Below are 7,785 nucleotides of genomic sequence, written 5' to 3' on the forward strand. Positions count from 1 at the left end.
CTCGGGATCGGCCGCACAAAACGACTAACAACTAACAATACTGACGGTAACCGTTCAGTGGTCATATACGACCAAGATACTTCTGTAAGGTTACCGCTATAAGGCATCCATGATGACAGCCCCATTACCCGACATCGCCGCGCCGGCCGCACCGCCAAGGCGTCTGCCGTTCAGCTTCGCCAAGCGCCAGGGCCTGCTGTTCCTGTGCCTGGAGGAGCAGTACTGGCTGGCCTGCCGGCCGCAGGTGGAGCTGGCGGCGATCGCCGAGGCGCAGCGCTTCGCCGGCCGCCGCCTGCCGCTCAAGGCACTCGGCGAGGACGCCTTCAACCAGGCCCTGGCGGCCTCCTACCAGCACGATTCCTCGGCGGCCATGCAGCTCGCCGAGGACCTCGGCGGCAGCCTGGACCTCGCCGCGCTGGCCGACCAGGTCCCGGAAACCGAGGACCTGATGGAGCAGGAGGACGACGCGCCGATCATACGCCTGATCAACGCGATCCTCGGCGAGGCGATCCGCGAGAACGCCTCGGACATCCACCTGGAAACCTTCGAGAAACGCCTGGTGGTGCGCTTCCGCGTCGACGGCGTGCTGCGCGAGGTGCTGGAGCCCAAGCGCGAGCTGGCGGCCCTGCTGGTATCGCGGATCAAGGTCATGGCGCGGCTGGACATCGCCGAGAAGCGTATTCCCCAGGATGGGCGGATTTCCCTGCGGGTCGGCGGGCGCGAGGTGGACATCCGCGTCTCGACCCTGCCCTCGGCCAACGGCGAACGAGTGGTGCTGCGTCTGCTCGACAAGCAGGCCGGGCGCCTGAACCTGCAACACCTGGGCATGAGCGAGCGCGACCGCAAGCTGATGGACGAAACCGTGCGCAAGCCGCACGGCATCCTGCTGGTCACCGGCCCCACCGGCTCGGGCAAGACCACCACCCTGTACGCCAGCCTGACCACGCTCAACGACCGCACGCGGAACATCCTCACCGTCGAGGATCCGATCGAATACCACCTGGAGGGCATCGGCCAGACCCAGGTCAACGCCAAGGTCGACATGACCTTCGCCCGAGGCCTGCGCGCGATCCTCCGGCAGGACCCGGACGTGGTGATGGTCGGCGAGATCCGCGACCGGGAGACCGCCGAGATCGCGGTGCAGGCTTCGCTGACCGGCCACCTGGTGCTCTCGACCCTGCACACCAACAGCGCCATCGGCGCGATCACCCGCCTGGTGGACATGGGCATCGAGCCGTTCCTGCTGTCCTCCTCCATGCTTGGCGTGCTGGCCCAGCGCCTGGTGCGGGTGCTCTGCCCGGCGTGCAAGGAGCCCTACCGCGCCGACGAGGCCGAGTGCGCGCTGCTCGGCGTCGATCCCGCCGCGCCGCCGACCCTGCATCGCGCCCGCGGCTGCGGCGAGTGCCACCAGCATGGCTATCGCGGGCGTACCGGTATCTATGAACTGGTGGTGTTCGACGACCACATGCGCTCGCTGATCCACAACGAATCCTCCGAGCAGGAAATGACCCGGCATGCCCGCACCAGTGGACCGAGCATCCGCGACGACGGTCGGCGCAAGGTGCTGGAAGGCGTCACCACGGTCGAGGAAGTCCTGCGCGTGACCCGGGAAGAATAATGGCCGCCTTCGAATACCTCGCCCTTGACCCCAGCGGTCGCCAGCAGAAGGGCGTGCTGGAGGCGGACAGTGCGCGCCAGGTCCGCCAGTTGCTGCGCGAGCGCCAATTGGCGCCGCTCGACGTGAAGCCCACCCGTACCCGCGAGCAGAGCGGGCAGGGCGGGCGCCTGACGTTCGCCCGCGGACTGTCCGCGCGCGACCTGGCATTGGTAACCCGGCAACTGGCGACCCTGGTCCAGGCCGCGTTGCCGATCGAGGAGGCGCTGCGCGCCGCCGCGGCGCAGTCCACCTCGCAGCGCATCCAGTCGATGCTCCTCGCGGTGCGCGCCAAGGTCCTCGAAGGCCACAGCCTGGCCGGCAGCCTGCGCGAGTTTCCCACCGCCTTTCCCGAGCTGTACCGGGCGACGGTGGCTGCCGGCGAGCATGCCGGGCACCTCGGCCCGGTGCTGGAGCAACTTGCCGACTACACCGAGCAGCGCCAGCAGTCGCGGCAGAAGATCCAGCTGGCGCTGCTCTATCCGGTGATCCTGATGGTCGCTTCGCTGGCCATCGTCGGCTTCCTGCTGGGCTACGTGGTGCCCGACGTGGTCCGGGTGTTCATCGACAGCGGGCAGACGCTGCCGCTGTTGACCCGCGTGCTGATCGGCGTCAGCGACTGGGTCAAGGCCTGGGGCGCACTGGCCTTCGTCGCGGCGATCGGCGGGGTGATCGGCTTCCGCTACGCGCTGCGCAAGGATGCCTTTCGCGAGCGCTGGCATGGCTTCCTGCTGCGTGTGCCGCTGGTTGGTCGGCTGGTGCGTTCCACCGACACCGCGCGCTTCGCCTCGACCCTGGCGATCCTCACCCGCAGCGGCGTGCCGCTGGTGGAGGCGCTGGCGATCGCCGCCGAGGTGATCGCCAACCGGATCATCCGCAACGAAGTGGTCAAGGCCGCGCAGAAGGTCCGCGAGGGCGCCAGCCTGACCCGCTCGCTGGAAGCCACCGGGCAGTTCCCGCCGATGATGCTGCACATGATCGCCAGCGGCGAGCGCTCCGGCGAGCTGGACCAGATGCTGGCGCGCACCGCGCGCAACCAGGAGAACGACCTGGCGGCGCAGATCGGCCTGATGGTCGGCCTGTTCGAACCGTTCATGCTGATATTCATGGGCGCGGTGGTGCTGGTCATCGTCCTGGCCATTCTTCTTCCGATCCTTTCTCTCAACCAACTCGTGGGGTAATCGCGTGAATCAGAGCCGCCCATTGCAGCGTCGCCAACAGTCGGGCTTCACCCTGATCGAAATCATGGTCGTGGTGGTCATCCTCGGCATCCTCGCCGCCCTGGTGGTGCCGCAGGTGATGAGCCGTCCCGACCAGGCCAAGGTCACCGTGGCCAAGGGCGACATCAAGGCCATCGCTGCCGCGCTGGACATGTACAAGCTGGACAACTTCGCCTATCCGAGCACCCAGCAGGGCCTCGAGGCGCTGGTGAAGAAGCCCACCGGCAACCCGCAGCCGAAGAACTGGAACAAGGACGGCTACCTGAAGAAGCTGCCGGTCGACCCGTGGGGCAATCCCTACCAGTACCTGGCGCCGGGCACCAAGGGCCCGTTCGACCTGTATTCGCTGGGCGCCGACGGCAAGGAAGGCGGCAGCGACAACGACGCCGAAATCGGCAACTGGGACAACTGACCGGACATGCAGGCTTCACGCGGCTTCACCCTCATCGAGCTGATGGTGGTGATGGTCATCATCAGCGTGCTGATCGGCCTGGCGGTGCTCAGCACCGGCTTCGCCAGCACCTCGCGGGAGCTGGACAGCGAGGCCGAGCGGCTCGCCGGGCTGATCGGCGTGCTGACCGACGAGGCCGTGCTGGACAACCGCGAGTACGGCCTGCGCCTGGAGCGCGATGCCTATCAGGTGCTGCGCTACGACGAAGCGAAGGCGCGCTGGTTGCCGGTGGCGCGCGACAGCCACCGCCTGCCGGAGTGGGCGGAGCTGACCTTCGAGCTGGACGGCCAGCCGCTGGTGCTGGCCGGCAGCAAGGGCGAGAAGGAGCAGAAGAAAGGCACCGATCAGCCGCAATTGCTGATCCTTTCCAGTGGCGAACTCAGCCCGTTCCGCCTGCGCCTGGCCGAGCGCGGACCCGAGGGGCGGGCGTTGTCGCTGAGCAGCGACGGTTTCCGCCTGCCACGGGTCGAGGTGGCGCGGCGATGAGGCGCGCGCGTGGTTTCACCCTGCTGGAAGTGCTGGTGGCCCTGGCGATCTTCGCCATGGTCGCGGCCAGCGTGCTCAGTGCCAGCGCGCGCAGCCTGCAGAACGCCTCGCGACTGGAAGACAAGACCCTGGCGATGTGGATCGCCGACAACCGTCTCAACGAATTGCAACTGGAACAGACGCCGCCCTCCAGCGGCCGCAACCAGGGCGAGCTGGAGTTCGCCGGGCGCCGCTGGGAGTGGCGCACCCAGGTCGACAGCACCGCCGAGCAGGATATGCGGCGGGTGATCGTCTGGGTCGCGGCGAAGCCCCTTGGCCGCGAGCGTGGCAGCATCGAGGAACGCGCCGCGGCGCGCCTCGTCGGTTTCCTCGGGAGCCAGCCATGAGGCTACAGCGGGGCTTCACCCTGCTCGAGCTGCTGATCGCCATCGCCATCTTCGCCCTGCTGGCCCTGGCCACCTACCGCATGTTCGACAGCGTGATGCAGACCGACCAGGCGACTCGCGTGCAGGAGCAGCGCATGCGCGAGCTGGTGCGGGCGATGGGCGCCCTGGAGCGCGACCTGACCCAGGCGGTCGAACGTCCGGTACGCGACGAACTGGGCGATAACCGTGGCGCCTTCCTCAGCGAGGGCGAGAACGACCAGATCGTCGAATTCACCCGTGGCGGCTGGCGCAACCCGCTCGGCCAGGCGCGCTCGCGCCTGCAGCGGGTGCGCTGGTCGCTGTCCGGGGAGACCCTCGAACGCCGCTACTGGCTGGTTCTGGACCGCGCCCAGGACAGCAAGCCACGGGTGCAGCAGGTGCTGGACGGGGTTACCGCGCTGAGCTGGCGCTTCCTCGACAAGGAGCACAACTGGCAGGGCCACTGGCCGACCGACGAAGGCAGCGAGGAGGAGCGCCTGGAAAGCCTGCCGCTGGCGGTGGAGATGACTCTGGAGCACCGCCACTACGGCAAGCTGGTGCGCGTCTGGCGTCTGCTCGATCCGCCGCTCAAGCAGGACCAGCCGCAGGGCCAGCCGGGCGGCGAGAATGGCGAGAACGGCGAGGGCGGGGTGCCGCAGCCGCCGGAAGGCATGCCGGGGGCGCCGGAATGAGGCGCGGGCAGAGCGGCGTCGCGCTGATTACCGTTCTGCTGGTGGTGGCGGTGGTGACCATCGTCTGCGCCGAGCTGATCATCCGCCAGCAGTTGGCGATACGCAGCAGCGCCAACCAGTTGCACGTGCGCCAGGCCTGGCACTATGCGCTGGGCGGCGAACGCCTGGCGGAAGCGGTGCTGCGCCGCGACCTGCGCCAGGGCGGCGAGAATACCCGCGAGCCGGTGGACCACCTGGGCGAGGCCTGGGCGCGACCGATGACGCCGTTCAAGCTGGATGACGGCGGCGAGCTGCGGGTGCGGATCGAGGACCCCAGCGGGCGTTTCAACCTCAACGGACTGGTGCGCAAGCGCAAGGTCAAGCCGGATTCGGTGAAGCAGTTCCGTCGCCTGCTGGCCACCCTGGGGATGAAGGAAGAGATCGTCCAGGGCTTGCCGGACCGGCTGGCCGACTGGCTCGACGCCGACCAGAATCCGCAGGGCGAGCAAGGCGCCGAGGACAACCAGTACCTGCTGGAGGCGCCGGCCTACCGCGCCGCCAACCGCAGTTTCAAGGACGTGTCCGAGCTGCGCCTGCTGAAATTGTCGGAAGCCGACTATCGACGCCTGCTGCCGTTCGTCAGCGCCTTGCCCGAAGATGCGCCGCTGAACGTGAACACTGCCAGCGTGCCGGTGCTGGCCGCCATGTTCGAGATCGATCCGGGACAGGCGGAAAACATCGTGGCGGCTCGTGGGCGAGAAGGCTTCCAGGAGAAGACTGAGTTCAGCAAGCACCTGAACGAGTTGGGATCAAAGGCAAGTAACGTCAACTTTGCCGTCGGCACCCGCTACTTCCAGGTGATCAGCGAGGTCAGCCTGGGCGACCGCCGGCAGGTGCTGGTGAGTACCTTGCAGCGGGGCAAGGACGGCAAGATACGCGTGATGGCCCGCGACATGGGGCAGGGCGGCCTGCCCATCCCGTCGACGGGCGGCGACGATTGGAAGAAGGACGAGCGATGAGTGGAGTGAGTGCGCTGTTCCTGCCGCCCGCCAGCACGGCGGGGGCCGATGGGGAACTGGCGGTATGGTGGGTGCAGGATGGCGAGTGCCGGCGCGCGCCGTTCGCCCAGGCGCTGGCGGAAATCCGTGCGCCCTGGCGGCTGTACCTGCCGGTGGAGGCGGTGACCGCCTGCGCGGTGAACCTGCCTACGCAGAAGGCGCGCTGGTTGCGCCAGTCGCTGCCGTTCGCGGTGGAGGAACAACTGGCCGACGATGTCGAGCAGATGCACCTTGCCCTTGGTCCGGCGCTGGCCGACGGCCGCCACCGGGTATTCGCCGTGCAGCGCACCTGGCTCGCCGCCTGGCTGGCGCTGGCCGAGGGCGCGGGCAAGGCGCCGGCTTCGCTGCATGTCGATGCCGATTGCCTGCCGGGCGAGGGCAGTTGCCTGTTCTGGCTGGAAGAGCGCTGGTTGCTCGGCGGCAGCGGCGCCGTACGCCTGGCCTGCGGCAGCGAGGATTGGCCGGTACTGCGCGACAGTTGCCCGCCGCCGCAGCGGGCCTTCGCCGCGCAGGAGGTGGCGCCCCCGGAGGGAGTGGAAGTCCAGGCCCTGGCGGGCAATCCGCACGTCTGGCTGAGCGAGCAGCCGCTGGGCACCGACCTGGCCCAGGCCGAGTTCGCCGCGCGCCAGCAGAGCAGCCAGTGGCGCCGTTGGCGGCCGCTGCTGGGGCTGGTCGGGCTGTGGCTGGTGTTGCAATGGGGCTTTACCCTGGTCCAGGCCTGGCAGTTGCAGCGCGAAGGCGACCGCTACGCGGCGCAGAGCGCAGAGCTCTACCGCCAGTTGTTTCCCGAGGACCGCAAGCTGATCAACCTGCGCGCGCAGTTCGACCAGCACCTGGCCGACAGCGCCAGCAGCGGCGGCGAAGGTCAGTTGCTCGGCCTGCTTGGCCAGGCCGCCACGGTGATCGGCGGCGAGCCAACGGTGAGCGTCGAGCAACTGGACTTCAGCGCCGCTCGCGGTGACGTCGCCCTCCAGGTGCGGGCTCCCGGTTTCGACGTGCTGGAACGGCTGCGTTCGCGTCTCAGCGAGTCCGGGTTGGCGGTGCAGCTGGGTTCGGCCAGCCGCGATGGCTCGACGGTCAGCGCGCGCCTGGTGATAGGAGGTTGAGATGAAGGTGATGACGCAATTCCACGAGCGCCTCAGGGCCCAGGCGGAAACCTCGCAGCTGGCGATCCGCTGGCGCGGGCTGCCGGCGCGGGACCGCCTGGCGCTGCTCTGGCTCGGTGCGTTCCTCCTGCTGGTGGTGCTCTACCTGGCGCTGTGGCGCCCGGCCGAGCGCCATCTGCAGTCGGCGCGGCAGTACTTCACCGAACAGCGCGCGCTGCATGCCTACATCCAGCAGCAGGCGCCCAACGTGCGCCAGGCCGATGCCGCGGCGCCACAGGCGCAGATCGACCCGGCGGCGCTGCAGGGCATGGTCACGGCTTCGGCGGCCCAGGCCGGACTGAGTGTCGAGCGCCTCGACAACGAAGGCGAGGGCGCCGTGCAGGTGGCCCTGCAGCCGGCGCCATTCGCCAAGCTGCTGCCCTGGCTGGAGCAGTTGAACGGGCAGGGCGTGCAGGTGGCGGAGGCCGGCCTGGACCGCCAGGTCGACGGCCGGGTCTCGGCGCGCCTGAGCCTGCGGGTCGAGTGAGCGGCCCGTGGCTGGGGCCGGCATGGGCCCCGGCGCCGACCTTGGCGACAGGCGATCGCCGAAATTTCAAAAAAAATTCAATCAGGGCATTGACTTAGGTTTTTCGGTCGGTAGAATGCGCCCCACTTCGAGAGTGAAGGGTGATTAGCTCAGCTGGGAGAGCATCTGCCTTACAAGCAGAGGGTCGGCGGTTCGATCCCGTCATCACC

Annotated in this window: 9 protein-coding genes; all 9 read left to right on the plus strand. The window is 68.5% G+C overall.

What is annotated here, in order from left to right; translation table 11 throughout:
- Nucleotides 1–109: 109 nt before the first annotated feature.
- From xcpR to xcpZ, 9 genes are read left to right on the plus strand one after another with little or no spacing between them, the layout of a single operon-like run.
- Nucleotides 110–1,618, plus strand: coding sequence for a GspE family T2SS ATPase variant XcpR (gene xcpR, locus FFS27_RS05525; RefSeq protein ID WP_003091377.1), 1,509 nt, complete (start codon nucleotides 110–112; stop codon nucleotides 1,616–1,618).
- A complete protein-coding gene (gene xcpS, locus FFS27_RS05530) occupies nucleotides 1,618–2,835 on the plus strand; it encodes a GspF family T2SS innner membrane protein variant XcpS (RefSeq protein WP_003091376.1) in 1,218 nt (405 codons plus the stop codon). The genes xcpR and xcpS overlap by 1 nt, the downstream gene beginning before the upstream one ends.
- Before the next feature lie 4 nt (nucleotides 2,836–2,839).
- A complete protein-coding gene (xcpT, locus tag FFS27_RS05535; protein ID WP_003130409.1) occupies nucleotides 2,840–3,286 on the plus strand; it encodes a GspG family T2SS major pseudopilin variant XcpT in 447 nt (148 codons plus the stop codon).
- Nucleotides 3,287–3,292: 6 nt separating this feature from the next.
- Nucleotides 3,293–3,811, plus strand: coding sequence for a GspH family T2SS minor pseudopilin variant XcpU (gene xcpU, locus FFS27_RS05540; protein WP_003110066.1), 519 nt, complete (start codon nucleotides 3,293–3,295; stop codon nucleotides 3,809–3,811).
- Nucleotides 3,808–4,197: a GspI family T2SS minor pseudopilin variant XcpV gene (xcpV, locus tag FFS27_RS05545; RefSeq protein WP_003091373.1), complete on the plus strand. Its 390-nt coding sequence runs from the start codon at nucleotides 3,808–3,810 to the stop codon at nucleotides 4,195–4,197. The genes xcpU and xcpV overlap by 4 nt, the downstream gene beginning before the upstream one ends.
- Nucleotides 4,194–4,907 carry a GspJ family T2SS minor pseudopilin variant XcpW gene (gene xcpW, locus FFS27_RS05550; RefSeq protein ID WP_003110067.1) on the plus strand — a complete coding sequence of 238 codons (714 nt, stop codon included), beginning with the start codon at nucleotides 4,194–4,196 and terminating at the stop codon, nucleotides 4,905–4,907. Before xcpV ends, xcpW begins: the two co-directional genes overlap by 4 nt.
- Nucleotides 4,904–5,905, plus strand: a complete 1,002-nt coding sequence (gene xcpX, locus FFS27_RS05555; protein WP_021265048.1) for a GspK family T2SS minor pseudopilin variant XcpX — start codon at nucleotides 4,904–4,906, stop codon at nucleotides 5,903–5,905. The genes xcpW and xcpX overlap by 4 nt, the downstream gene beginning before the upstream one ends.
- Nucleotides 5,902–7,050, plus strand: coding sequence for a GspL family type II secretion system protein XcpY (xcpY, locus tag FFS27_RS05560; RefSeq protein ID WP_023100918.1), 1,149 nt, complete (start codon nucleotides 5,902–5,904; stop codon nucleotides 7,048–7,050). The genes xcpX and xcpY overlap by 4 nt, the downstream gene beginning before the upstream one ends.
- A 1-nt stretch (nucleotide 7,051) precedes the next feature.
- Nucleotides 7,052–7,576, plus strand: a complete 525-nt coding sequence (gene xcpZ / locus FFS27_RS05565) for a GspM family type II secretion system protein XcpZ (protein WP_003091369.1) — start codon at nucleotides 7,052–7,054, stop codon at nucleotides 7,574–7,576.
- Nucleotides 7,577–7,785: the final 209 nt, after the last annotated feature.

It is taken from the genome of Pseudomonas sp. 2VD, assembly GCF_005503585.1.
Lineage (GTDB): Bacteria > Pseudomonadota > Gammaproteobacteria > Pseudomonadales > Pseudomonadaceae > Pseudomonas > Pseudomonas aeruginosa.

Excerpts from the sequence above, each read along its gene's own strand:
- xcpU (WP_003110066.1), top strand. The coding sequence starts at position 3,293 with ATGCAGGCTTCACGCGGCTTCACCCTCATCGAGCTGATGGTGGTGATG.
- xcpZ (WP_003091369.1), top strand. The coding sequence starts at position 7,052 with ATGAAGGTGATGACGCAATTCCACGAGCGCCTCAGGGCCCAGGCGGAA.
- xcpV (WP_003091373.1), top strand. The coding sequence starts at position 3,808 with ATGAGGCGCGCGCGTGGTTTCACCCTGCTGGAAGTGCTGGTGGCCCTG.
- xcpS (WP_003091376.1), top strand. The coding sequence starts at position 1,618 with ATGGCCGCCTTCGAATACCTCGCCCTTGACCCCAGCGGTCGCCAGCAG.
- xcpX (WP_021265048.1), top strand. The coding sequence starts at position 4,904 with ATGAGGCGCGGGCAGAGCGGCGTCGCGCTGATTACCGTTCTGCTGGTG.
- xcpR (WP_003091377.1), top strand. The coding sequence starts at position 110 with ATGATGACAGCCCCATTACCCGACATCGCCGCGCCGGCCGCACCGCCA.
- xcpY (WP_023100918.1), top strand. The coding sequence starts at position 5,902 with ATGAGTGGAGTGAGTGCGCTGTTCCTGCCGCCCGCCAGCACGGCGGGG.
- xcpW (WP_003110067.1), top strand. The coding sequence starts at position 4,194 with ATGAGGCTACAGCGGGGCTTCACCCTGCTCGAGCTGCTGATCGCCATC.